Raw genomic sequence first — 24,219 nt, 5'->3', positions numbered from 1 at the left:
GCAAACCTTAACCATTTTATGAAACCACTTAGATTTCCGAAAAGGACTCAGTGCCAAGGTTGCTAAAAAGTAATAATTCGTTTCTATTTTGCTGATATACTCCTTAGCTAGATCAATGTCTTGCACCATTAGCAGGTGCCCGTCTTCCGTACGAATATAGAGTGTTCGATTCCCATACCAATTGATAGTTTCTTCAGTCTCCCTTCATGCAGCACTCCCTTAAATAAGCGGAAAAGCTGAGAGTATTCATTTCCATATGGCGGTTATTCCCTTCCAATTTACTTAACATGATGCCGCCTTCCAACAAAGACAAAGCGAACGAGGCCAACGCATCCACGTCGAGCTCCTCCTTAAACTCCCCCTCGCGAATCCCTTCGTCGATAATGTGTTTCATTTTATCCAACGTAGAACGCAATCCCAATTGAGCTCTCTCGCGCAGCAGCGGGTGAGTATCATCACTTTCAACGGCTGTATTCTGCATTGGACATCCGCCAATAAAGGGCGGATTGTTTACAACATCCTCGTAGACGCGAAAAAAAGCGAGCAGCTGCCCGACGGCTGTTTCCTCTTTGCTTAACGCTTCTGAAAACTTAGCGCCAACTACGCCCGCAGCATACTCATACGCTTCTAAAGCAATTTCGTCCTTGCTGCCAAAATGCCGGTAGATCCCGCCCTTTTGGATACCCGTAGAGGCAATAATGTCATTTAACGATGCCCCCGCGTACCCCTGCTGGTTGAAGAGCTCAGCAGACTTCCTGATGATGTGCTCTCTTGTTTTATCGCCTTTTTTCATAAAACCCCTCCGAACAGACAGACATTCAATGATTTATTATATCAAATCTTACATTTACGCCATTGCCAATCACTGGAACTATGCTAAAATAAATGATACCAATTGGTATCATTTTGTGGTTTCATAATCCGAACAGAGGTGGGATAAAGCATCCAGCTTACTCAGCTCGTTTACCCCAAAATTTATATAGGGAGTGTGGAAGCATGTCAATTCAAGATCAGCTGGAACAAGCAAAAGCGAGATTTCTCGCGAATGTCCCTGAGATAGCTCAGGAGAGTATTTTTCAGCAAATGGAGGAGCAGCAGCAATCCGGCAGAGTTTTTGGTTTAGATGCGGGGTTAAGGGCGCCAAATTTCACACTAACCAATATCGACGGCCAGCCTTTCACTCTTTATGATGAGCTTGCCAAAGGCCCGGTTGTTTTAACCTTTTATCGCGGCAGCTGGTGTCCTTACTGCAATATTCAGCTTCGCGGCTATGAGCAAATTTTACCCGACATCAAGCGATACGGCTGCCAGCTTGCTGCGGTTAGCCTGCAAAGCCAGGAGAACTCACTGTCCCAGGCCGAAAAAGAAAAGCTGACCTTTCCCGTACTAAGAGATCCGGGAGGTCTTGTCTCCGACAGCTACAATTTATTATTCGATCTGCCGGCTTACCTCCAAAACACCTACACCCATATTCTCAATCTCGATCTACTTGCATTTAATGAGACTGGGCGTTGGGTGCTGCCTGTACCGGCAACCTTTTTAATTGACTCTGAGGGAGTTATTCGCAGTGCTAGTGTGATCCCGGATTTTATGCAGCGGCTGGAGCCTTCGGAGATCATCGAACAGTTAAAGAAGCTGTAATCGATAGTTAAAATGCCCTTATATCAATCCTTTCCTATTCATTAGCAGNCGGCTGGAGCCTTCGGAGATCATCGAACAGTTAAAGAAGCTGTAATCGATAGTTAAAATGCCCTTATATCAATCCTTTCCTATTCATTAGCAGTATAAGAAAAACTTCTATCGAAGTCCTTTCAAAGAAGCGGGTATGTCATTAAGCGGTAGTTTTCCTTGGTATAGAATTTACTCCTTCCGACCTTAGCGAAACTTATAAATTCTATAACGTTAAAAAAAGCCTCGGTCTACCGTTCCGGTATAGACCAAGGCTTTTGACGTTCCTCAAGGAGCGAGGGGCTTTCGCTCAGACGGACCAGTCCTCGAGCGAGAGCATCGGCTCGGCCTGTAGGTCCAGGCCGGCCAATTGACCGTGCTGCCACTTGACGTAGGCAGCAGCGGCGATCATGGCGGCGTTGTCGGTGCAAAGCGACAACGGCGGGACAATGAGCGGCACGCCGGCGGCCGCACAGCGCGACTCCAATGCGGAGCGGAGTCCGCGGTTGGCCGCTACGCCGCCGCACAGCAGCAGCTGGCACGCGCCGAACTGCTTGGCTGCGCGCAGAGCCTTTTCCGTCAGCACCTCGACGACGGAATCCTGAAAGCCTCGCGCCACCGCAGCCGCAGGCAGTGGCTCGCCCTTCATCGCGGCGGTATTCACCGCCGCAAGCACCGCCGATTTCAGCCCGCTGAAGCTGAAATCGTAAGAATCGGCCTCGAGCCAGACGCGAGGCAGAGCCAACGGCTCCGCCTCGCCGCTCATCGCCAGCTTATCAATAAACGGCCCGCCGGGATACGGCAGTCCGAGCGCCCGCGCCACCTTATCGTACGCCTCACCTGCCGCGTCATCGCGAGTATGGCCGATAATGTGGAACTTTCCTTCGGCCTCCATATAAACAAGCTCCGTATGCCCGCCGGATACAACCAGCGCAAGGAGCGGATATTCAAGCTCAGCCACCAAGCGATTCGCATAAATATGCCCGGCGATATGGTGAACGCCGATCAACGGCTTGTTAAGCGTCAACGCAAGCGCTTTGGCTGCGACCAGACCGACCAGCAGCGCGCCGACCAGACCAGGGCCCTGCGTCACCGCAATCGCAGTCATGTCGCGCAGCGTAAAACCCGACTCGCGAACCGCTTCCTCGATCATGACCGTCATCGTCTCCACGTGCTTACGGGAAGCCACCTCGGGAACGACCCCGCCGAACTTGCGATGCGTTTCCACTTGACTCGACACGACATTTGATAAAATACGGCGTCCGTTCTCGACGACCGCCACCGATGTTTCGTCACAGCTTGTTTCAATGGCGAGAATCCGGCAGGGTCCTGCTTCGCCACGGCCTTCTAGGGCCCTTTCACTCCTATGCTGCATCCTGTTCTCCTTCTATAAATCCGCCCACATAATGAGCGCGTCTTCCCCGTTATCGGAATAATAGCCTTTACGCAGACCAGCCGGACGAAACCCTTTTTTCTCATACAGGCTTTGCGCAACAAGATTGCTGACTCGAACCTCCAGCGTCATCCGCTTCATGCCGTACTCCCGCGCGGTCCGCTGCAGCTCGTCCAACAGCCGGTCCCCAAGCTTGCGCCCCCGAAAACCGTCTCGAACGGCTATGTTTGTAATATGCGCCTCGTCCATAATCGTCCAAAGTCCGCCGTAACCGATCAGCATCGATCCCATTTCCATCACAATGTATCGAGCAAAATGATTTTGCGTCAGCTCATTGTAAAATGCGCTAGGCGACCACGGAGAGGTGAACGCCTCCTGTTCAATCGCGCATACTTCGTCAATATCCCCAAGCCGCATGGCGCGAAACGTAACGTCCAGACGCTCCTCCTGCATTTGCCGCTCCTCCAATCGGTCCGCCCCCTTGGTCCGCCCTAACAGCGGCTCCCTTCTTCCGCAGCTTGCGCAGCGTTCTTTGCGTTCAGCTTAACCTCGGCTTCCGTCAATTGCGCGTAATTCGGCACGAATCCGTGGACATCCTCCCGCTCCCCGTGCTCGACCGCATGAAGCGCCGCCTTCGAACATGCTTCCGCCGTCATCGCCGTTTCAAGAGCGATCAATGGAATCCCATTCAAGGCCTCCCAGCCTGCTGCTTCGTCCAGCAGCTCGCGAAAACCGCTTACTTCGCCCGCAACGATGATTGCCGCCGGCTTTGCCGCTGCTTCTGTACCCAAAGTATCAGCTGCACCCGCCGCACGATCCGCCACGCTTACCAGCCAATCCCGCAGCAGCCGGATGCCGTCCTGCTCAAGCCGCTGCATGGTCGGACCGGCCGTGCCGTCATTAGCACTCGGAACGTTTAATAATGCAGCGTAAGCCTGTCCTCTTCGTGCGTTCATAACGGGAAGGATCCAGGTGTCGCCAGGGGCATGACCGGTCGTGCGAAGCTGGCTCGCCCCAGCTGCCGATGCCTCACCAGATCTCACAGCCAACACAGCCGTCCAAGCGAGCGCCTCCAAGCTTGAAAACCCGTACAGCGGCACATCCAGCGTCCACGCCATCGTTTTCCCCACCGTCACGCCAATCCGCACGCCCGTATACGAGCCCGGCCCGCGTCCTGCAGCCACCCCCGCTAAATCCCCGGCCTCCAGTCCGCTTTGCTTCAGCACCTCGGCAATCGCCGGAGGCAGGTGAACGGCATGGTTCCGTTCCGCACTGGATTCCATCCCCGCCGACAGGCTCCCGTCTTTACAAACGGCCACCGCCATCGTCGCGGTTGAGGTATCGATCACCAGCAAGTTCATGTAAGTACCCCCTCTGCCTTCAGCCGCTCGCACCACTCCGTATACGGAGTGCCGTAAGGATGAAGCGATATTTCCCGTTCTGTCGGACCGGCTGCGCTGATCTCAATCGCAAGCCTCTCTTCCGGGAGCAAATCCGGCATTTTGGAGGGCCACTCGATCAAGGTTACGCCTTCTCCATAAATGTAATCGTCGAGCCCCAGCTCGTCCGCTTCTTCCTGTGAAATCCGATAAATATCCATATGATAAAAAGGCATCGTCGCCCCTTGATATTCTTTAATAATCGTAAACGTAGGCGAATTGACCACCTGCTTTACTCCAAGCGCTTTGCCTACGGCTTGAGAGAAGCGTGTTTTGCCCGCTCCCAAATCTCCCTCCAAGGTAACCACCGTACCCGGAACGGCACACTCAGCAATGCTTTGGGCGAGCGCCACTGTATCCTGTTCGGAATTCGAATAAAAGGTATACACGATAAGTTCGATTCCTTTCTATCGTAAAAAGCGCCCTTCTTGCCTAGCCGCTTCAACGCCTATGTACCAAAATGATTGTATCCCCGCTTGTCCAGCCTTTGCTCCGTCCCGTCCGCGCCGCGCAGCACGACCCCTTCGCCCGGCTCCACGCGGCCGACGAAAAACAGCTCCAGCCCTGCGGCGGCGAACCGCGCCGCCAGCGCATCCACCTCGCCCGCTCGAACGGTGCCGACGAGCTCGTAGTCCTCGCCGCCGTACAAGGCCCACGCCAGCGCGTCGGCCCCCGCCTCAGCGGCGTACACTGCCGCCTCCGGCAGCACCGGCACCGCGCCCGCCTCCAGCACGAGGCGGACGCCCGACGCCTCCGCAAGCTCCCACGCTTCGCTGGCGAGCCCGTCGGAGACGTCGTTCAGCGCGACGCCGAAGCCGCTCGCGGCGAGCAGCCGCCCCGCGTCGACGCGCGGGCGCGGGCGCCGATGCGCGCGCAAGAGCGGGCCGAGCGCAGCACCGCGCTCCCCCCGCTCCGCCGCCGAAGCCGCAGCGCCGCTCATCAGCGCGTGCAGCCCGGCCGCCGAACCGCCCAGCGGGCCGGTCACGAAGACCGCGTCGCCCGGCTTGGCGGACGAGCGCAGCAGCGCTCGCCCGCGCTCGACCTCGCCGACGATCGTGACCGTCACGGTCAGCCCTCCGGCGGAGGACGTCGTATCGCCGCCGATCACCTCGACGCCATACGCCTCCGCACAGGCGTACAGCCCGCGGTACAGCTCGACCAGCCGCTCCGCCGTCCCGGCTCCCTTCGGCGCGCTGATCGCGACCAGCGCCCACCTCGGCTCCGCGCCCATCGCGGCCATATCGCTGACGTTGGACGCCAGCGCCTTCCAGCCGATGTCGGCATCCGCCATCGTCGTTTCATTAAAATGCACGACATCCGTCATCGTATCGCAGGAAAGGACAAGCTGCTTGTCCTTGCCCGGCTCCACTACAGCGGCATCGTCGCCAATTCCTACAACAATGTCGGGCCGCGAAACCTTCGTTCCCTTTTGCCCCGTCATGAGGCGAATCAGCGCAAATTCATCCACGTTTTTCTGTCTCCCGTAACGGTTTCGTATTGTTCACCATTATATCGGTACGCACCCGCTTGTTCAAGGACGGCGCCCGGAATAAGCCAGAACTGATAACGATGAAATGAAACTCGGAAATCGCGTTTTGCCGAAAGACTCTCCTCGTTCAACCCGAAAAATTTCCGTATTCATGAAAAAGAAGCCGTTCCGGCGAACGGCTTCTCGTCTTAATGCACCTCGCGAAGCTCATCGACACGAACCGTCTTCGATTCCACCGGAACCTTATCCTCCGGATGCACGGTTGCGGTCTTCGTTGTAGAGTCGACACTGTCGATCCAAACCTTTTCACCGTTCAAAACCACATCGATCTTATCGATCGCTTCAATGATTTCCTGCGCGCGATTTACGTCCATGCTGCTACACCTCCTTTTTTTCCGCAAACTAAATCTCTAGCCTTCGGTTCGTTACCCTTCCGTCGACTCCTCAAAATACGATTCCTTATCATCCATCGTTGTCGTCGTCGTTTCTTCAATCAGACCGTTTTGATCGGATACATAACCGCCGCCCAAGCCTTCATTCACCATACGGTCAATATCCATAAAGTTTTCTTCCCGGCCTTCCGACTGAGTTCCAGCCTTCATATTCTCGCCTCCTTTCGAAGGACTACTATTTTCCACCATACTTTTTCCACGCCCCGTCCGCTTTATTCGCTCTGATTATTCCTCTAAATCTACGTGCATACTACTTCTAACTACTGAAAATGGAGCTGATCCCATGCATACGGTTTGGAAAGGCGCTATATCGTTCGGTCTCGTTCATGTCCCGGTCAAAATGTTCACCGCCACAGAAGATAAAGACATTTCCATGCGTTTAATTCACGAGCGCTGCGGCACGCCGATTTCCTATGTCCGCTCGTGTCTGCACTGCGATTCCCCGGTTGAATCCGAAGAGATTATCAAAGGCTACGAATATGAAAAAGGACGCTTCGTCACCTTCGAAAAAAATGAGCTCGAAGCGATCTCCGGCGAAATCAACAAGGAAATTAAAATTATCGACTTTGTTGACATTACCGAAATCGACCCTATTTATTTTCAAAAGACATATTTCCTTGCCCCCGACCAAACCGGGACGAACGCCTACAGCCTGCTGCTGGAAGCGATGCGCCAGTCCGGCAAAATCGGTATCGCCAAGGTGTCCATTCGTTCGAAAAGCTCGCTGGCGGCGATCCGTGTCATCGATAACTGTATTTCTATGGAAACGATTTTTTACCCGGATGAAATCCGTTCGGTGCAGCAGGTTCCGAATTTGCCTGCCGAAATTAAGGTGAACGATAAAGAGCTGACGATGGCCAAAATGCTGATCGAGCAGCTGTCCACTCCGTTTGAGCCGGAAAAATATCAGGACGACTACCGCCATTCGCTGCTGGACGTCATCCAGAAAAAAATCGCCGGCGAAGAAATCAAGGTCGTGCCGGATAAGGCGCCGACGAACGTCATCGATTTGATGGCTGCGCTGCAGGCAAGCCTCGACCAGTCAAAGCCGCAGGGCAAGAAGGAAACCGCCGCGAAGGACGACGGCGCCGCGAAGAAAGCACCGGCCAAGCCGCGCAAAACAGCTAAAACCAAGGAGAAGGAAACCGTTACGTCGTAGACCATCTGTTCTCTATATCAACGAATAACCGCAACAGAAATAGCAACGGAGGTTATCCGTTTTGAAGCTTACTCCGATTATTCCGTTTGAGCCGGTCAGTGCAGACCAGTTCCCGGAACAGGGGCGCTGGGTCGCGCAAATCAAGTGGGACGGCGTTCGAATGCTTGTTTACGCGGACGGGCAGGACGTTCGCCTCGTCAATCGCAAGCGCAACGACCGGACGATGCAGTATCCTGAGCTGGTCTCCGTGCGCGATTACTGCTCGGCAGAGTCCGTTATTTTGGATGGAGAAATTATCGCTCTGGACAAGGGCAAGCCTGCTTTTCACCAGGTTATGCGCAGAGACGGCATCCGCAAAGCTTCCAGCGTAGGCAACGTCCAGCGGGAAGTGCCGATTACGTACATGGTGTTTGATATTTTGTACTGTAATGGAGAATGGGTGACCGGACGAACGCTTGAGGAAAGACAGGAGCTGCTCGCCGAGGTGATTCAGCCTAACGCGACCGTTCAGCTCGTCTCCAGCCATTCCGACCTGCAGGCGCTGCATGAGGTATCGAAGCAGCATGATCTGGAAGGCATCGTCGTCAAGGATGTAAGCAGTAAATATGTCATTGACGGCAAAGACCGGCGCTGGCTAAAAATGAAATGGTTTAAGGATCTGTACGCGGTCGTCGGCGGGGTTACGCATCGGGCGGGAACCGTCAATGCACTCCTGCTGGGGCTTTATGACGAGCAGGGCAAGCTGTGGTATATCGGGCACGCGGGGACCGGCAGGCTTACCGTGCAGGACTGGAAAACGGTGACGGAAATCGCGGCGAAGCTGCAACGAGATGAGCGGCCGTTCGCCAACGTGCCGGAGCGCAGCAAAGAGGCGACCTGGATAGAACCGATGCTGAGCGTGCGCGTGCAGTTTATGGAGTGGACGCCCTACACGACACTGCGGCAGCCAAGCATACAATCGTTCGTTGAAATGAAGCCGGAAGAGTGTACGTTTGGGCAGGTGTAATCGAATTTGTCTCATCTACATTAGATATCCTAATTTGATCAGGGAGGCCCTGGATCAAGCCTTCCTGCCTGCGGAAAGTGAATGCTTTGGCCCTTATTTTGATGAGGGCTTTTTTTATGTTCAGAAAACCATAACTCCCAGCCCGATTGTAAAATTGTCAAGCAGAGGATGCTTTTTATTCGCGCGCTTGAAAACGCATTATTCCCCACTATTCGACATTAAACGACATATTATATAATAATTATGATTGATTCGAGTTCTCGGGGGGAACCTATGATGTTCGAGCAAAAAAATCGCCTCATATCCGGTTTGTCAGCAATTGTTGTCCTGCTTTCCGTCTTGTTTCACGTACTTTACCGCCTTTTCTCTGTAAATATGGATGGCCACCAAGATCACGCTTTAAACCAGGAGTATTTCGGCAATTTTTCTTTTGTTCTAAACATCATTATGCTCATCCCCGTTGTGCTGCTTGCTGCTTCTCTTATCCTATTGCGAATTGCTAAGGACAAGGATGAGTTGATCGCACTTCTGAACGTCCTAACCCTAACGTTTGGCAGCATCTCGATGGTTGCGGGAACCGGCGGATCGACGGAATACCATTTTTCAATCTTTGTATTTTTAGCTATCGCCGCATACTACGAAAATATTCGCCTGATTCTCATGATGACCGTTATTTTTGCCATCCAGCACGTAGGCGGCTTTTTCCTTGTCCCTGAGCTCGTGTTCGGATCGATGGAATACTCATTTACCATGGTTCTCATCCATGCTCTATTCCTTATTTTCGGCGCCGTCGCCACCTGCATCCAAATCATTCATAAACAGCGCGCGGTTAGGCTGCTGGAAGAGGAATCGGCTCAGAAGCAAGAAATTATTAATTCGGTTATTACAAAGCTGCAATCCGATGCAGATCGTCTAGTCGCGTATACCGAAAAGCTGGACAACAGTGCGCAAACCGTTGTTCAAGCCAATGATCAGATCGCGGGAACCATTGAAAGCATCGCCGGCGGATCAGCCGAGCAGACGAAAAGCGCAAGCGAAAGCAGCCGCGCGGTCGGCGAAATGGCGCAGGGAATCCAGCGCATTGCCGCCTCTTCCTCCGATGTATCCGAATATTCCATTCATTTGGTTCAAAAGGCTGAGAATGGACGTCAGACGCTCCAGCGTGCTGTAAACGACATTGAGCAGCTTACAATATCCGCACGCAGCTCAGCGGAATCGATCCAAACGCTGAAGCTAAGCGCAGGAACCATTCGCGAAATGACGTCAATGATCACGGAGATCTCCTCACAGACTAACCTTCTGGCTTTAAACGCGGCGATCGAAGCCGCAAGAGCGGGAGAGCAAGGCCGCGGCTTTGCGGTGGTTGCTTCCGAGGTTCGCAAGCTCGCCGAACAAACCCATGAATCGGCCAGCCGCATCCAAGAAATGGTTAACGATATTCAGCGCCTGACGGAAAAGACAGCCGACCAAATGTTAACCGGCTTAGCGCAAACCGAGCGTGCTGCCGTTTCAACAGGGGAGGTTGGCACCGTATTCAGCGGCATTATGGACTCTTCCCGTCATTTATCGATGGAAATTCAAGAAATTAGCGCCGCCGTTCAAGAGCTTTCTGCAGGGAGCGAGCAAGTATCCTCCTCTCTGGAAACGATGTCTGAGGTATCCGCTGATACGACCGGCACTGTAAAGCAGATGGCATCGGCCATTACCCTTCAGCTTGATACCATGCGGAATGTTGCTGTTTCCATCAATGATTTGAAGCAATTTGCCGCGAGTCTCGAACAGCTTACCGCAAAGCTGACCAATGAAAAATAACAGCTTCGCTGCCGAACCTTGCCCGAAAATCGGTTAGGCCCCCTTGATCGGCAACATAATGATAAGTGAGAACAATGAGCTGAGTATAATCTCCCATCTGGACGTTTCCCTTTTGGAGGTGATATCCAGCTTTTTGTTTTGGAATCGAAAGGTTTGGTGAACACTAGAGGCAACTTATCGATCGGAGGAAGCCTGCTATGCCAATCGCCACACCAAGCCGCAGTAAAAGCCATCATCAAGGCACGATTACCGTGGAGGGTCATGAGCTGGTCATTACCAACCCCGAAAAACCGCTGTGGCCGGAAAAAGGCGTGACCAAGTTTATGTTTTTGCAAAAGCTGATCGCGCTGTCTCCTTACTTGCTTAAGTACACGAGCAACCGTCACTTAACGACGATCCGTTTTCCGCATGGCTGGAATGATAAATCGTTTTATCAAAAAAATTGCCCCGAGCCGATTCCCGAATTTGTAAAAATCGCTGAGCTGGACGGGATCCGGTACGTGAACCTCGACAGCTTGCCAACGCTGCTTTGGCTCGGAAATTTGGCGTGCCTCGAGTTTCATCCGTCCTTCCACTATATCGGCTCGCTGGAGCCGGCGGAATGGCTGATCGATATTGATCCGACGCTGGAGGAAGAACCGCGAATTATGGAAGCCGCTTATCTCGTCGGGGAAATTTTAGACTCGCTCGGCATCCAGTCGGTGCCGAAGACCTCAGGCGCTACCGGCGTGCAAATTTATGTGCCGATCCGCAAGGGCTACTCTTTCGAGCAGCTGCGCAGCATCGGGAAATTTATCGGCGATTTTCTCGTGGCGAAGCATCCGTCCTTGTTTACAATCGAACGACTGAAGAAGGACCGCGGGGATTTGATTTATTTTGATTATTTGCAGCATTGGTACGGCAAAACCTTGTCTGCACCGTATACGCCACGCGCGAAAATCCACGCCTCCGTGTCAACGCCGTTAACCTGGGACGAGGTCAAAGCCGGGGCGCATCCGAAGGATTTCAACCTGCTCAACATCGAGGAGCGTCTCCTGCAAATAGGCGACCTGATCGAACAGGTGCCGCCGCAATCACTGGATCATCTGCTGGAGAAGCTGTCTCCTGCGGGGAAGAGAAAGTAAATGCAGCGCTGCAATGTTGCGGGAATGTTGCGGGGGAGGGTGCTTTTGGCTGCGAGGATGGGTACCGGGTACGGACATCGGCACTCTGGTTTGCGCGCAAGCAGATACGAGCATGAGTACTCGGGTTACGCTCGCAACCTGCTTCGAACGTGAGTAATTGGGTTACACACGCAACTTGCTGCAAGCACGGAGATTCGGGTTACACACGTATCCTGCTTCGAACATGAGTATTCGGCTTACACACCGCAACCTACTGCGAGCACGAGTACTCGGGTTGCACACCCAACCTGCTGCGAGCACAGTACTCGGGTTACGCTCGCAACCTGCTGCGAGCATGAGTACTCGGGTTGCACACCCAACCTGCTGCGAGCACAGTACTCGGGTTACGCTCGCAACCTGCTGCGAGCATGAGTACTCGGGTTGCACACCCAACCTGCTGCGAGCATGAGTACTCGGGTTACGCAACCAACCTTGCTTCGAGCACAGTAATCGTGTTACGCAACCAACCTGCTTCGAAAACAGTACTCGGGTTACGCACGTAACCTCTTTCGAGCATGCTACCCAAACCGTGGTACTCAATTCGTGGATGGTACCAGGGATACGCGGCTACCTTCGTCCATATTCCTCCCCCTCCAGCGCCCCGATTCGCTCAGTTTCTCGAACTCCCCCGTGACTTTGTCATAGACTGAGTGCAAAGTACGGCTGACACTGAAGTGACGCGGCGGAATAGTCTTGGGTTGCTTAGGAGCGGTAGCATAGGTCGCAGATTCACATCGCAGATCACCTTGAAACGTATCACATAAGTCGCAGGGTACTATACAGCGGGCGAATAAATCATGGATTACCATGGGATCAGCAGATATCTCAGTTGGATCAGTAGAATTATACAAATTTTTTGTATTATTCTTCACGGGAGGCTCTCGCAGGGCCAAATAATACAACTTATTTGTATTATTTAGGGACCTGACCCTCTTTTTGAGCATTCTGCTTCCAAACAATACAAATTTTTTGTATTGTTCCACCTCCAACTAGCGCTCAGTAGCCGATTAATACAAATTTCTTGTATTGTTTCCGACTGATTGCCGTATTCGTGTATCCACCAGCATAGCGGCCGCTGCGGCCTAACTCCCGCCGAGCCGCCTACCGCTGGAAGCAGCTTTTGACGCCTAGCAGAGGCCTATGCCTAGCCCAACGCGGCTTTCATCGTCTGCCAAAGGCCTACGCCTTGCCCAGCCGGCAGCATCTGCCGCCTGCCAAAGGCCTGCGCCTTGCCCAACGCGGCTTTCATCGCCTGCCAAAGGCCTGCGCCTTGCCCAGCCGGCAGCATCTGCCGCCTGCCAAAGGCCTACGCCTTGCCCCGCCGGCAGCATCTGCCGCCTGGCAAAGGCCTGCGCCTTGCCCAGCCGGCAGCATCTGCCACCTGCCAAAGGCCTGCGCCTTGCCCAACGCGGCATTTGCCGCCTGCCAGAGGCCTGCGGCCCTCCCGCGCCGCTGCCGCTACAGCAGCGGCGAGAGCAGCCGCGCCCCTGACTCCTTCAGGCGCTGCAGCCTGCCGCGCCGCTTAAACTCGGACAGCACGATCTCTCTGCTGTCCTCCAGATCCTGCTCGATCGCAGCGGCCAGCTGCGCAATCGCCTCTACGTCAAACAGCACCGCGTTCACCTCGAAATTGCTGAAAAAGCTTCGCATATCGAGGTTCGCCGTCCCTGTGGACGCCACCATATGATCCACGACGAACGCCTTCGCGTGGTTAAAGCCTTTCTGGTAGCGATACACTCGCGCCCCCGCTTCCAGCAGCTCCTCGACGTAAGACAGCGAGGCGAACAAGGCCAGCGGCGAATCCCCCACTCCGGGGATAATGATTCGCACATCCGCCCCGCTCAATGCGGCGGTTTTTAATGCCATCAGCACACTGGCATCCGGAATAAAATAAGGCGTGACCACCCACACCCGCTCCTTCGCCGAAGTAATCGCCGCAAAAACCATCTCCATAATCGCATCCTCATGCTCATCCGGCCCGCTGACGACGATCTGCACCGACTCGCTATGAGTACAACAATGCTCCGGCATGTAAGAATCAAGCGCCCCCGGTATCGAGCCACCCGTAAACTTCCAATCGGTCAAAAAGGTTTGCTGCAGCATATAAACGCTATCCCCCTCCAGCCGTAAATGCCGATCGCGCCAATAGCCCAGCTTCGGGTCGGCCCCCAAATATTCGTCGCCTATATTCACACCTCCGACGAAACCGACCAGCCCGTCCACGACCAGTATCTTACGGTGATTACGATAGTTGATCCGCTTATCCAGCAGCGCGATAACCGGCGGAAGAAAGGCCTGCAGCTCGATCCCCGCCTGCTCCAAGCGCCGCCAAAACTCCGCTTTCGTCTTATAGCTCCCCACTCCGTCGTAAATGACGCGCACCTCGACGCCTTCCTCCGCCTTACGGATGAGAGCCTCTTGAAACCGGCGTCCAATCCGGTCCGAGCGAAAAATATAAAATTCAAAATGAATATGATGCTTCGCCGCCTCAATCGCCTGCAGCATATCTTCATACAGCGGACCCGCATCCGTAAACACCTTCGTGCGGTTTCGCGCGGTAATCGGCGCCTCGGGCATATTGTACAGGAGCCCGAACAAACGGCGCTCCTGCCGCATGGCGGAATTCGTAAACTCGTTCAGCTCTTGAACGGTAGACGCCCTCTTTCGCAGCAGCTTACCGATTTCTTTCAAACCGCGAAAGCCTCTCCGGCGCACCTTTCTGCGCTGCCGATATTCCGCTGCCAAAAAATAATACATAACAAAGCCAAATATCGGAAACATAAAAATAATGGTCAACCACGCGACAGTTTTGGAGGGACGTCGAAATTCGGAAATGAGTACCGTCGCGATTTGGACAATGAATAGCAAAAGCAAAACTATCAGCCAGATCATCGTTCCTCATCTCCTTTTTTACTGTTTCTTAACTATGATGTTCCAAGGGGTGGCAAATTATGTTCCGGAAAACGGGAAACCAATCGCATTCCTCCAAACCGATCGACTACGAATTTTTACGGAATCTAAAAAATATGCCCCTAGGTACAGCCTTATCGGCCAATAAAGGAATCGTTAAGGAGCTGTTCACCGACTGCTCTGACTTTGTGATCCGCGACTTTTGGCTTTCCGACGGACGGGGCGCATTTGTTATTTACATCGATGGTTTAGTAGATTCCGATCTCGTCAATGACGCGCTTGCGTCGCTTATGGAATACGGAAAATCGCATAAGCCCAAGGGCGATCCTGGGGAGCGTATCGATTCCATCGTGCAGCCTCTGCCTGTCTCGCAGACGAAGGAAATCAACAATTACGGCGAGCTTCTGACCGCCGTCCTTGGCGGCGATACCGCTCTTTTTATCGATGACAGCGAGATTGCCCTGCTGCTTGGCCTGCGCGGCCCGAAGACTCGCAGCGTCGAGGAGCCGGCCAGTGAAACCGTCGTCCGCGGACCGCGCGATGGATTTAACGAAAGTCTGCGGGTTAATACGTCGCTTATTCGAAGAAGACTGAAAACACCGCGTCTCAAAGCCAAGGCGATGGTGATCGGAGAACAAAGCAATACCAACATCACGATCATGTATTTGGATGGCATCGCCGATCCGAAGCGTGTAGAAGAGGTAGAAAGCCGGCTGCGAAAAATAAAAATCGACGCGATTCTGGAGTCCGGTTATATCGAGGAGCTCATTCAAGATAATGTGTACTCACCATTCCCGCAGGTGCAGTATACAGAGCGTCCCGATGTCGTATCCGCGGGGTTATTGCAAGGACGCATAGCAATTATCACGGACGGCACTCCATTTGTGCTGCTAGTGCCGCTCGTTTTTTGGGAGCTGATCCAAGCGTCCGAGGATTACTACGAACGCTTTGGCATCAGTACGCTGATACGCATTCTGCGTTATACATTTCTCTTTCTTGCCTTGTTCACACCGGCATTGTATATCGCTGTTACCACCTTTCATCCGGATATGATTCCGACGACCCTTCTGCTCAGCATCGCGGCAGCCCGCGAAGCCATTCCCTTCCCTGCCGTTATCGAGGCCTTCATCATGGAGGTGACCTTCGAGGCGCTGCGGGAAGCCGGGATCCGCCTGCCGAAAGCGATCGGTCAAGCCGTCTCCATTCTAGGCGCCCTCGTCATCGGGCAAGCCGCTGTCGAAGCCGGGATCGTATCCGCGCCGATGGTTATCGTGGTATCGATCACGGGGATTGCATCGTTCACAATTCCGCGCTTTAACGGAGCGATCGCCATTCGGCTGCTGCGGTTTCCGCTGATGATTCTTGCTTCGCTGTTCGGCATTTACGGGATCATTATCGGAACGTTGTTTATTCTTGTCCATATGGCCGGTTTGCGTTCCTTCGGAGTGCCATACATGTCGCCTGTCGGCCCGCTGAAATCAGGGGAATTACATGATATTTGGATACGCGCCCCATGGCATTTACTGCAAAAACGGCCATCCTCATACGAACCTCTGGATAGCCGCCGGATTGGAACAGAACTCCCAGAAAAGATTAACAAGAACTCCGGGCAGAAAGGAGTCGAGCATGAGGAAAATTAAAATCGCTGCCTTATTCCTCCTCTGCACAGCACTGCTTACCGGCTGCTGGGATCGTACTGAAATTAACGATATCGCCATCGTCCTAGCATCTTCGATCGATAAGGAAGGCGACAAATACCGGGTCGCTCTGGAAATCCCTCTTGCCGGCAAGCTCGGCGGGCCTAGCGGGGGCGGGGGCGGATCTGGCGGGGAGAAGTCCTTTTACATCGACTCCGAGATCGGTAAAACCGTACGCGATGCGGACGATCGGCTGCAAATGCGTATGTCGCGCGAAATCTTTCTTTCCCACCGTCGGGTCATTGTTGTCGGCGAAGAGCTGGCTAAAGCGGGAATCATGGATTTGCTTGATTCCATCCCCCGCGTGCCGGAAAACCGATTGACCGCATACATGGTTGTGGCTGAGGGGAGCGGCTTTGACGTTTTAAAAGCGGAGCCGAAGCTGGAGCGCTTCAGCGCCGAAGCGATCCGTGAAATCGTTAAAACGGGTAATTATAACACCCAAAATATTAAAGAAATCGCACAAGCGATCAACCAGCCGGGAGTAGATCCCGTCCTCCTGCTGCTCCGTCCAAAGAAATCGGAGAAGGCGACACAGCCGTCAAGCGAAATCGAAGTCGTTGGTTATGCACAATTCAAACATGATAAATGGATTGCTACCTATCACGAAGAGACGGCCAGAGCCGTGAATTGGCTACGCAACGATATTCGTTCCTATGTAACGACTCTCCAATTAAAAGACAGCAAAGAATTCGCCTCTTTCCGCATCCGCGAAGGGGAAACGGAGATCAAGGTTCAGCCAAAGGGCTCATCGCTACATTTTTCTGCTAACGTAACCGTACAGGCCAGTGTGCTGGAATCGTACGCCAAGGATGAGCTGGACGAGACAGAAGTGATACGAAAATACGAAGAGGCGCTCACTGAGCATATTCAGAAGGGGATCAATTCTCTTTTTGAACAAATCAAAAAGCACAGCGCCGATCCTGCCGGCTTCGGACGAATCGTAGACCAAACCTATCCCATGCTATGGAAGCAAAAATACGAAAAGCAGTGGGATGAGCTGCTGCCGCTTTGTACGTTTGAGGCCAATGTCAAAACGCGTCTCGTTCATGTAGGTCAAACCTCAGAAAACATTGGAGAAAGGAGAGACATCTCCGAATGAAAATCGATGGCGTATACATCCTCTTTTTTATGCTGCTCGTCTGCATCTTTGCCTACAAGGACTATCATAAGGCGAAAAAGAAAAATACCGGATACAAGGTCTTGATGGCTCTCCTGTATGGGCTCACGCTGTCCTCCTTTGTTCTGAGCATGCTCGACATTACAAATTTCTTGCCCACTGAATTTTTCATTCATCAGGTTTCGCCGTTTGTAAAGCAGATGCTTGGATTAAAAGCCTCATAAGGAGGGGAGAATTCACCATGAATGCTATTGTGACCATCGGCTATCGTCAGTTTGCTTGGGTCATTGCAAGTGTTATCACGGCGGGGGGACTGCTCATCTTACCCAGAGAAGATTTCCGTGCGGCCGATGCCGATGCTTGGCTGGCCTTCTCCCTCCCGCTTCTTTACGTTCTGTATATCATGTTCGTGTTCAGCAAGCTGGTGAAGTATTTTCCCGGGAAAAATTTGTTTCAAATCGTTACCATCACGATGGGAAATAAAATAGGCGGCGCAGTCAATGCGGTCATTCTTTTTTACATATGGTCCGTTCTTCTGCGTGACTTTAGCGCGATTAACTTTTTTTTGAAAACAATGATATTGCAAAATACGCCGGGGGGCATCATCATCCTTCTCCTCTTGCTGCTGGCGATGTATTTCGCCCACCATGGCGTAGAAACGACGGTCCGTGTGAATGATATGCTGTTTCCGTTTTTTATCATCTTCATGCTGTCGTTACCGCTGCTGCTTTCCAATCAAATGGAGCTAAGCCGACTGAAGCCCATTTTGACTTCGTCCCCCGGCCATTTTCTTGCTGCGCACTACCTTAACTCCGGCTGGTTTGGCGATATCGGCATCTTAGGCGGGCTGCTGCACACGGTGTCCCAATCGGAAAAGGTAAAGTCATCCGTCCGATACGGGGGCGCCATCACCACCTTTATGCTTACGATTCTATTTTTTGTGATGAGCGCTACACTCGGACCTATTCTCACCAGTAAAGCCATGTTTTCCATTTACATGCTGGCGGAGCAAATCAATATTACGGAGTTTCTGGATCGCGTTGAAATCATCATTTTCAGCGTCTGGTTTCCCGTAACGATCGTAAAAATATCGATTATTTATCTTATTTTTCTCATTGGATTGTCCAACTACATCGGCAGTGTGCGGCCGCAGCATTTCAACACTGCCGTCGGCTTAAAGTTTGGAATCTGCTCGCTGGTCGCATTTGAAAATATCGACGAGCTGTTTGCATTCGGAAATTTTAGTGCCACCGTTTTATCATTGGGAATCATGATTCCCGTTACTCTGGCCCTGATGCTTTTGATCAAAGCCAAGGAAAACCTAGGCGTGGAGCCTGAAAAAATGCTGGAAGTTCCTAAAATGGTGAAAACCTTGCGTTTGATCGGCTACGGCTGCGTTTTCCTTGCCCTCGCATCAACTGCCGTAGGCCTGTTTATCAGCAAGTACTACGGACCCTGGGGCTACTATGCCGCACTCGGATACAGTCTTGGCATTACGGGCTTTATGGTGAGCTCACACCTCGAATTTAACTTGATGTGTTATCCGAAAAATGTTCAGCTCGGTAACGGCCCGCAGGCAAACACCGAAGCGAGCAAGTCTACAGGCTAGAGCCGCCATTAGCGCGGCTTTTTCCTTAATGAACAGGCCTGCCGGCTCCGTTTTCGGTCGGCCTTTCTTTGTTCGCTGACAGTCATATTAAGGAATATGACTGGATTCACTATATTGATCGGCCGTCTTCCAGTACAATAGAAACGTCTTACAAGGGAGGCTGCCGATATGCTGCGAAATCAAAATATTGTTGAACGAAAACCGTGGACTTGGATAGACTGGTCCTTTTTTGCCCTATACTCGGGTATTCCGATCGTTTCCATCGTTGCGCTGCTGACACAGCCCGTCCAGTTCGGCAGTCCAGATATTATTAAAACAATGATGTATATCTCTTGGATTATGACGACTTATGCCATTCCGCTGCTCTTCTGGCGTCCGGGGTATCTTCATCGGCTGTTATTCCCTTTGTCCTCTACAATCCTATACGGGATCATGCAATTTTACTTTGTCGATTTACTGCAAACCTTCGTAAATATTACATCGGTTACCTCGATGATTGCCGTTTTCCTCATCAACAGCCGGTTCGTCGTCTGGTACTGCATCTTTTTTGTTGGAGTGCTCACGGCCGGGGATATTATTCTAATGGGAGCGAATGCTCCGTTCATTGATTATTTCGGTGTCTTTCTAGACCGGGTCATGCTGCTCGGAATTGGCTACGGCTTACGTCGAATTTACTTATCCAGCGAGCGGTCCAAAGCGCTTCTGCATGAAAACCAAACGCAATACCAGCTTATTCAGGAGCAAAACAAAGTGCTGGAGCAGTATTCCCGTCAAATCGAGCAGATTACCCTGCTGGAGGAGCGAAACCGTCTGGCGCGTGAGCTTCATGACACGGTGGGACATACGTTTACTTCCGTTGTTATGGGACTGGATGCCGTGATGTATTTGATGGATGCCGATCAGGACAAGGCCAAGGCGAAGCTGGAGGTACTGCGGAAGCTGACGCGAAACGGCTTGGATGAAATCCGCCGAAGCATTCATCAAATTGCCCCGTTTGAAGAGGATGTTACACTCTCAAAGCATATGTCCCACATTATCGGCGAATTCGCCCTTCATACAGGGACCCTCGTCCACACGGAGGTTACCGGAAACGAGTATGACGTCCCCAAGCAGATTCGCCTCGCGTTAATCCGCTGCTTGCAGGAGTCGTTAACGAATGCCAAACGGCATGGGATGGCCGATGAAGTCCGGATTACGCTCAGCTTTGAAGCTGACCGGGTCAGTTTAACGGTGATGGATAACGGCCGCGGCTGTGAAGACGTTCCGCCCGGCTTCGGGCTCGCTTCCATGAAAGAAAGAATTGCATCGCTTCAGGGGACCTTCACCTTCTGCTCCGAAGCAGGCAAAGGCGCTGCAGTGAAATGTGCAATACCGATTAGGAGGGATACTCATGACACCACCCATTAAGCTTATGCTCGTTGACGACCAGGATCTCATTCGGGAAAGCCTGCATATCGTGCTCGACATGGATCCCGAGCTTCAGGTCATTGCAATGGCCGAAAACGGCAAGCGTGCCGTGGAATTAGCTGCGGAAGAGCTGCCCGATGTCATCCTGATGGACATCCATATGCCGATTATGGACGGCGTCGAAGCAACCCGACTATTAAAAAACCGTTATCCGGGCGTTCGGATTATTATATTGACCACCTTTCAGGAAATCGGCTATGTGGTCGACGCGCTTTCATCCGGTGCCGAGGGGTATTTGCTGAAAGCGATCCACCCGAAGGATCTTGTAGCCGGAATCAAATGGGTAAGCCAAGGGGGAACGCTCATTCCGCAGGATATTGCCAGACTGCTCGTGCAGCAGGTCCAATCCGCCGGACAAACTTCCGGTGCCGCAGACCAGCTTTCAGCAGGAAGAGCCGAGCCGACAAACCATCCTGGGACTGAGTCCCATGCCGGGAACGGAGAACGCATATCCGAATTGAGTCGTGCCCCTGCCGCCGGGAATGTGTACGGTTTAAGCGAACGGGAGCTCCAGGTGCTGCACTGTGTAGCCGAGGGGCTGAACAACAAGGAAATCGCCGAGCAGCTTTTTTTATCGGAAGGGACCGTTAAGAACTACATATCGAACATTTATTCCAAAATGGATGTGCGCGACCGGATTCATGCGACCAAGAAAGCGCATGACGAAGGCCTAGTGTAGGAATTTATATAGATGAAGACATGCTGATGAAGACGGTTTTTGCCAAAAGATATCATCCACTTATACTCTCCATTTACAATTGTACGTAAGCACGTTCAGAACGTGCTTTTTTCTTTTTCTTCATGATCGGAACGCTGCATAATCAACGTGCACTGGCGCCTTTTTGACACGGGACAAAAAGTCTTGACTCTTCCCCCTGCCCTTCATATAATTAATCCCATCGTTATTGTAGGAATTTGATAGCTTCATAGAGTAGAGAGGAGACTTTACAGTGTCAATGAAGAAACTCGGGGTTCTCGCACTCATGCTTGTTATGGCCATTAATTTGGCGGCATGCGGCGGAAAAACAGAACAAGCGCCGCAGCAGGGTGCAGAAGCAGCTAAGAAAGAAGTCAAGACGCTCCGTGTCGGATATTTGAACGTTATGGACGATGCGCAGGCAATGCTTGCGTACGATGCAGGTTTTTATGAGAAGAATGGTCTGAAGGTTGAAATGCAGCTGTTCAGCAGCGGCACCGACCTGATCAAGGGTATCGTTGGCGGCCAGCTTGACGCAGGCGTGCTTGGATTTACGAACGCGATTACTTGGGGCGACAAAGGCGCGGGCTTGAAGGTTGTCGGCGGCGCGCAGCTCGGCTACCACTCCTTGCTTGTAAGTAAGGACAGCGACATTAAATCCGTTGCGGATCTAAAAGGTAAGAGCATTGCTTCCCAGAAAAAAGGCAGCACCGCAGATATTGTGTTGACCGGCGTAACGCTGGAAGGCGCAAAGCTTGGCAAAAACGACGTGCAAATGCAGTACGTTGAACCGCCGGTAGCGATCCAAGCGCTGGCTGCAGGTAAAGTTGACGCTGCATTCGTGTTTGAGCCGTACGACAGCATCGCACGCGCTCAATTCGGGGCAAAATCGATTTACGAGGTTGGCACCGAGTGGCCGTTCCCTTGTATGGTCGTAATCACTTCCGACGCTGTGCTCGAGAAAGACCGCGATGCGGTGAACCGCATGCTCGACGCACAAAAGCAGGCAATCGAAATGATGCAGAAGGATCCCGAAGGCGCGGCAAAATTCTTAACGAAGCGCTTTGTTGAAGGCGATTCGATTAAGTCCGTAGACGGCAAGGACGTGAAAGCAGAGGCGGTTATTGCTGAAGCGATCAAATCGCAGACGTTTACATGGGAAATTACGCCGGACCAGGTGACTCGTATGCAGGAGCTTGCCGACATTATGCAAAAGCAAGGCGTTCTAAAGGAAGCTGTTGATGTAAAGCAAATTCTCGACCTGTCCTGGCAAGAACAACTTAAGAAATAAAATCATAGGAGCCTAATCTCGTGAGCGAACAAAAATCTACAACTACACCTGAGCCGGGTTCCGGCACAGGTACAACCGCAGCGACGAAGGCATCTTCGAATAAAGGCCGCTTCTTCCGAAGCAGCCTTCCTTTCGTTGCAGCCATTCTTAGCTTATTCGCCGTCCTTGAGCTGCTCGCCGTTATTATCGGGAAACCGTTTTTACTGCCGCATTTGGATGCGGTGCTGATCCGCTTTTTCACACAATTTGCCGATCCGGATTTTTGGGAAACGTTCCGGTCCAGTATGCTTCGCTTAGCCATCGGATACCCGCTCGCCTGCTTGCTTGGCGGCGTGCTCGGCTTGATGGCCGGTGTTTCTCGCGGCTTCGCCGTTTATCTGCGCAGCTTAATTACGATTTTGCAGGCGATCCCGCCGATTACGTGGCTGCCGTTTTTCGTAATTTTGTTCGGCTTCGGCAATGTGCCGATCATTACCGTTATTACGATCGCCAGCTTCTTCCCGATGGCGCTGTCCGTTATGAATGCGACTGAGGGCGTCAACCGGACGCATCTGGAGCTGGCCCGCGTGATGGGCGCCTCTAAGCGCCAGCTGCTGACGAAGGTGTTTGCGCCGGAGACGCTGCCGGCTTTTATTACCGGCGCGCAGGTCTCGTTCGGCAATTCGTGGCGCTCGATGATCGCTGCGGAAATGGTCGGCGGCACCTCGGTCGGCCTTGGCTTTGCCATTTCCTACGCGGGTGAAATCGCCGACATGGAAGGTGTTATTGCCGGAATCATCGTCATCGGCGCAGTGGCGCTGTTCCTTGACTCCTTCCTGCTTGAGCGCTTGAAGCGCCGCCTGTTGAAGTATCGTTATGTGATGGGAGGCGACCGGTAATGCAAACGTTAGAGCTTCGTGGTGTTCAAAAGTCGTTCGGCTCCTTGAACGTTTTAAACGGGATCAATATGCGGATTGAAAAAGGCGAGTTCGCTGCCATTGTCGGGCCTTCCGGCTGCGGAAAAAGCACGGCGCTGCGTATGTTCGCCGGACTTGACCAGCCCAGCGGCGGCGAGGTGCTGGCAGACGGCAAGCCTGTGACTAAGCCGGACCCGAGCCGAGTGCTGATTTTCCAGGAGCACGCTTTGTATCCGTGGAGAACGGTTGAAGCTAACGTCGGCTTCGGCTTGGAGCTCGCCGGCGTTGATAAGAAGGAAAAGAAGAAGCGCGTTGACGAGGTGCTGGAGAAGGTTGGGCTCTCCGGCTTCCAGACGTACTATCCGTCGCAGCTTTCCGGCGGTATGAAGCAGCGGGCTTCCATTGCCCGCGCGCTCGTGATGAACCCGGAGGTGCTGCTGCTCGACGAGCCGTACGGCGCGCTTGATGCGATCACGCGCCTGTCGATGCAGAACGAGCTCATCCGCCTGTGGCGGGGCACGGGCAAGACGATGCTGCTCATCACGCATGATATCGATGAGGCCGTTTATTTGGCCGATACGATTTATGTGATGAGCCCGCGGCCGGGCCGGCTCGTGGCGCGCATCGAGTGCGGCATGGAGCGCCCGCGCAACCGCAACGGCGACGAGTTCGTGCGCATCCGCGAGCAGGTAATGGGCCACCTGGACATCGGCAGCTACGAGATTTAGGCTGCCGATGGCGTGAGGGGGGCTGGCGGTACTCAGCTTGCCCCTTGCCGGTCGTGCGAGGCGGTCGCTGGGCTTGCGCGAGGACGTCCCGGCTCCCGTTAGCCCGTCTCCCCAACGCTTATACAAATTATTTGTATTATTCGTCCAAACGACTCGCGTTTTCATCGAAATAAACCAAATCATTTGTATTATCGGTTAGGCCCCCTAATTCCGGAGTCATGCC

24 protein-coding genes are annotated in these 24,219 nt (G+C 52.9%); 14 read left to right on the top strand and 10 right to left on the bottom strand.

The features are described 5' to 3' along the window. Window positions 1-193: 193 nt before the first annotated feature. Window positions 194-793, bottom strand: coding sequence for a TetR/AcrR family transcriptional regulator (locus GQS10_RS22095; protein ID WP_166246343.1), 600 nt, complete (start codon window positions 791-793; stop codon window positions 194-196). 203 nt (window positions 794-996) lie between these two features. Here GQS10_RS22095 and GQS10_RS22090 point away from each other — a divergent pair, with 203 nt between their 5' ends. Then, window positions 997-1,641: a peroxiredoxin-like family protein gene (locus tag GQS10_RS22090; RefSeq protein WP_166246341.1), complete on the top strand. Its 645-nt coding sequence runs from the start codon at window positions 997-999 to the stop codon at window positions 1,639-1,641. 337 nt (window positions 1,642-1,978) lie between these two features. On the opposite strand, the gene tsaD is transcribed toward GQS10_RS22090, so the two are convergent. The 7 genes from tsaD to GQS10_RS22055 all read right to left on the bottom strand — a co-directional run bounded on the left by tsaD (window position 1,979) and on the right by GQS10_RS22055 (window position 6,591). Next, window positions 1,979-3,043, bottom strand: a complete 1,065-nt coding sequence (gene tsaD, locus GQS10_RS22085; RefSeq protein ID WP_166246339.1) for a tRNA (adenosine(37)-N6)-threonylcarbamoyltransferase complex transferase subunit TsaD — start codon at window positions 3,041-3,043, stop codon at window positions 1,979-1,981. 12 nt (window positions 3,044-3,055) lie between these two features. Then, window positions 3,056-3,514 carry a ribosomal protein S18-alanine N-acetyltransferase gene (rimI, locus tag GQS10_RS22080; protein ID WP_166246353.1) on the bottom strand — a complete coding sequence of 153 codons (459 nt, stop codon included), beginning with the start codon at window positions 3,512-3,514 and terminating at the stop codon, window positions 3,056-3,058. Window positions 3,515-3,552: 38 nt separating this feature from the next. After that, window positions 3,553-4,422 (bottom strand): tRNA (adenosine(37)-N6)-threonylcarbamoyltransferase complex dimerization subunit type 1 TsaB, encoded by an 870-nt coding sequence (gene tsaB, locus GQS10_RS22075; protein WP_166246337.1) that lies wholly within the window; start codon window positions 4,420-4,422, stop codon window positions 3,553-3,555. Continuing rightward, window positions 4,419-4,892, bottom strand: a complete 474-nt coding sequence (gene tsaE, locus GQS10_RS22070; RefSeq protein ID WP_424991818.1) for a tRNA (adenosine(37)-N6)-threonylcarbamoyltransferase complex ATPase subunit type 1 TsaE — start codon at window positions 4,890-4,892, stop codon at window positions 4,419-4,421. The genes tsaB and tsaE overlap by 4 nt, the downstream gene beginning before the upstream one ends. 56 nt (window positions 4,893-4,948) lie before the next feature. Further along, window positions 4,949-5,968 carry a thiamine-phosphate kinase gene (thiL, locus tag GQS10_RS22065; RefSeq protein WP_341805118.1) on the bottom strand — a complete coding sequence of 340 codons (1,020 nt, stop codon included), beginning with the start codon at window positions 5,966-5,968 and terminating at the stop codon, window positions 4,949-4,951. Between the two features lie 209 nt (window positions 5,969-6,177). Next, window positions 6,178-6,363: an H-type small acid-soluble spore protein gene (locus tag GQS10_RS22060; protein WP_166246335.1), complete on the bottom strand. Its 186-nt coding sequence runs from the start codon at window positions 6,361-6,363 to the stop codon at window positions 6,178-6,180. Window positions 6,364-6,414: 51 nt separating this feature from the next. Continuing rightward, the gene (locus GQS10_RS22055; protein ID WP_166246333.1) at window positions 6,415-6,591 is read right to left on the bottom strand and encodes a hypothetical protein; all 177 of its coding nucleotides are present in this window, start codon (window positions 6,589-6,591) and stop codon (window positions 6,415-6,417) included. 133 nt (window positions 6,592-6,724) lie between these two features. On the opposite strand from GQS10_RS22055, the gene ku reads away from it, so the two are divergent. The 4 genes from ku to GQS10_RS22035 all read left to right on the top strand — a co-directional run bounded on the left by ku (window position 6,725) and on the right by GQS10_RS22035 (window position 11,542). Continuing rightward, window positions 6,725-7,600, top strand: a complete 876-nt coding sequence (gene ku / locus GQS10_RS22050) for a non-homologous end joining protein Ku (RefSeq protein ID WP_166246331.1) — start codon at window positions 6,725-6,727, stop codon at window positions 7,598-7,600. A gap of 61 nt (window positions 7,601-7,661) precedes the next feature. Continuing rightward, on the top strand, window positions 7,662-8,606 hold the full coding sequence (locus GQS10_RS22045; protein ID WP_166246329.1) for an ATP-dependent DNA ligase: 945 nt from the start codon (window positions 7,662-7,664) through the stop codon (window positions 8,604-8,606). A 276-nt stretch (window positions 8,607-8,882) separates the two neighbouring features. Then, the gene (locus GQS10_RS22040) at window positions 8,883-10,418 is read left to right on the top strand and encodes a methyl-accepting chemotaxis protein (protein ID WP_166246327.1); all 1,536 of its coding nucleotides are present in this window, start codon (window positions 8,883-8,885) and stop codon (window positions 10,416-10,418) included. Between the two features lie 197 nt (window positions 10,419-10,615). Continuing rightward, window positions 10,616-11,542: a DNA polymerase domain-containing protein gene (locus GQS10_RS22035; protein ID WP_166246325.1), complete on the top strand. Its 927-nt coding sequence runs from the start codon at window positions 10,616-10,618 to the stop codon at window positions 11,540-11,542. 1,166 nt (window positions 11,543-12,708) lie between these two features. Here GQS10_RS22035 and GQS10_RS22030 read toward each other — a convergent pair. Both GQS10_RS22030 and cls read right to left on the bottom strand, forming a co-directional pair. After that, window positions 12,709-12,996 (bottom strand): hypothetical protein, encoded by a 288-nt coding sequence (locus GQS10_RS22030; RefSeq protein WP_166246323.1) that lies wholly within the window; start codon window positions 12,994-12,996, stop codon window positions 12,709-12,711. A 43-nt stretch (window positions 12,997-13,039) separates the two neighbouring features. Next, window positions 13,040-14,473 (bottom strand): cardiolipin synthase, encoded by a 1,434-nt coding sequence (gene cls, locus GQS10_RS22025; RefSeq protein ID WP_166246321.1) that lies wholly within the window; start codon window positions 14,471-14,473, stop codon window positions 13,040-13,042. A gap of 59 nt (window positions 14,474-14,532) precedes the next feature. On the opposite strand from cls, the gene GQS10_RS22020 reads away from it, so the two are divergent. From GQS10_RS22020 to GQS10_RS21980, 9 genes are all read left to right on the top strand, one after another. Beyond that, window positions 14,533-16,131 carry a spore germination protein gene (locus tag GQS10_RS22020; RefSeq protein WP_166246319.1) on the top strand — a complete coding sequence of 533 codons (1,599 nt, stop codon included), beginning with the start codon at window positions 14,533-14,535 and terminating at the stop codon, window positions 16,129-16,131. Further along, window positions 16,118-17,290: a Ger(x)C family spore germination protein gene (locus tag GQS10_RS22015; RefSeq protein ID WP_166246317.1), complete on the top strand. Its 1,173-nt coding sequence runs from the start codon at window positions 16,118-16,120 to the stop codon at window positions 17,288-17,290. Before GQS10_RS22020 ends, GQS10_RS22015 begins: the two co-directional genes overlap by 14 nt. Next, a complete protein-coding gene (locus GQS10_RS22010) occupies window positions 17,287-17,532 on the top strand; it encodes a hypothetical protein (protein ID WP_166246315.1) in 246 nt (81 codons plus the stop codon). The genes GQS10_RS22015 and GQS10_RS22010 overlap by 4 nt, the downstream gene beginning before the upstream one ends. A gap of 17 nt (window positions 17,533-17,549) precedes the next feature. Next, window positions 17,550-18,917, top strand: coding sequence for a GerAB/ArcD/ProY family transporter (locus tag GQS10_RS22005; RefSeq protein WP_166246313.1), 1,368 nt, complete (start codon window positions 17,550-17,552; stop codon window positions 18,915-18,917). A 168-nt stretch (window positions 18,918-19,085) separates the two neighbouring features. Then, window positions 19,086-20,324: a sensor histidine kinase gene (locus tag GQS10_RS22000; protein WP_166246311.1), complete on the top strand. Its 1,239-nt coding sequence runs from the start codon at window positions 19,086-19,088 to the stop codon at window positions 20,322-20,324. Continuing rightward, window positions 20,308-21,063: a response regulator gene (locus GQS10_RS21995; protein ID WP_166246309.1), complete on the top strand. Its 756-nt coding sequence runs from the start codon at window positions 20,308-20,310 to the stop codon at window positions 21,061-21,063. Before GQS10_RS22000 ends, GQS10_RS21995 begins: the two co-directional genes overlap by 17 nt. 277 nt (window positions 21,064-21,340) lie before the next feature. Further along, the gene (locus tag GQS10_RS21990) at window positions 21,341-22,372 is read left to right on the top strand and encodes an ABC transporter substrate-binding protein (protein WP_166246345.1); all 1,032 of its coding nucleotides are present in this window, start codon (window positions 21,341-21,343) and stop codon (window positions 22,370-22,372) included. 20 nt (window positions 22,373-22,392) lie between these two features. Then, the gene (locus GQS10_RS21985) at window positions 22,393-23,250 is read left to right on the top strand and encodes an ABC transporter permease subunit (protein ID WP_166246307.1); all 858 of its coding nucleotides are present in this window, start codon (window positions 22,393-22,395) and stop codon (window positions 23,248-23,250) included. Next, window positions 23,250-23,996 (top strand): ABC transporter ATP-binding protein, encoded by a 747-nt coding sequence (locus GQS10_RS21980; RefSeq protein WP_166246305.1) that lies wholly within the window; start codon window positions 23,250-23,252, stop codon window positions 23,994-23,996. The genes GQS10_RS21985 and GQS10_RS21980 overlap by 1 nt, the downstream gene beginning before the upstream one ends. Window positions 23,997-24,219: the final 223 nt, after the last annotated feature.

It is taken from the genome of Paenibacillus turpanensis (assembly GCF_011421635.1).
GTDB lineage: Bacteria > Bacillota > Bacilli > Paenibacillales > YIM-B00363 > Paenibacillus_AK > Paenibacillus_AK turpanensis.
The sequence above is the reverse complement of the archived record's forward strand: the minus strand, read 5'-3'. Positions and strand labels throughout refer to the sequence as shown.